Here is a 280-nt window from a genome sequence, read left to right as displayed (position 1 = left end):
CCACACTGTTGCTCGGTGCAGGGCGCTTTATCAGCGGTGAAATCGAGATCGAGCGCGCCCGACATTCAGCGACGGTGCAAGGTGAAGGACTGGGGCTGATTGCGCTGCGTCCCTATCAACCAGACGCCAGCGACAAACCTTTACTGGTGATCCGCGCGGCGGTTCTCGCCCATGCCGCGAACTCGCTGGAAGAGGCTTGCCAACTGCTGGGCAAAGAGCGGAGTCAATACCAGAACATTGAAGTCTGCGAGCTGCAACCTGAGGCGACTCATGCCAGTGG

1 protein-coding gene is annotated in these 280 nt (G+C 59.6%); it reads left to right on the top strand.

Features of this window, described 5'->3' with window-relative positions; all coding sequences use genetic code 11:
- The coding region (locus ACEN88_RS35330) for a hypothetical protein (RefSeq protein WP_413347068.1) at positions 1-280 on the top strand (280 nt) is incomplete at both ends.

It is taken from the genome of Massilia sp. CT11-108, assembly GCF_047302915.1.
Taxonomy (GTDB): Bacteria; Pseudomonadota; Gammaproteobacteria; order Burkholderiales; family Burkholderiaceae_D; genus Telluria; species Telluria orientalis.
Note: the sequence above shows the minus strand (reverse complement) of the source record. Positions and strands in the feature narration are given on the sequence as shown.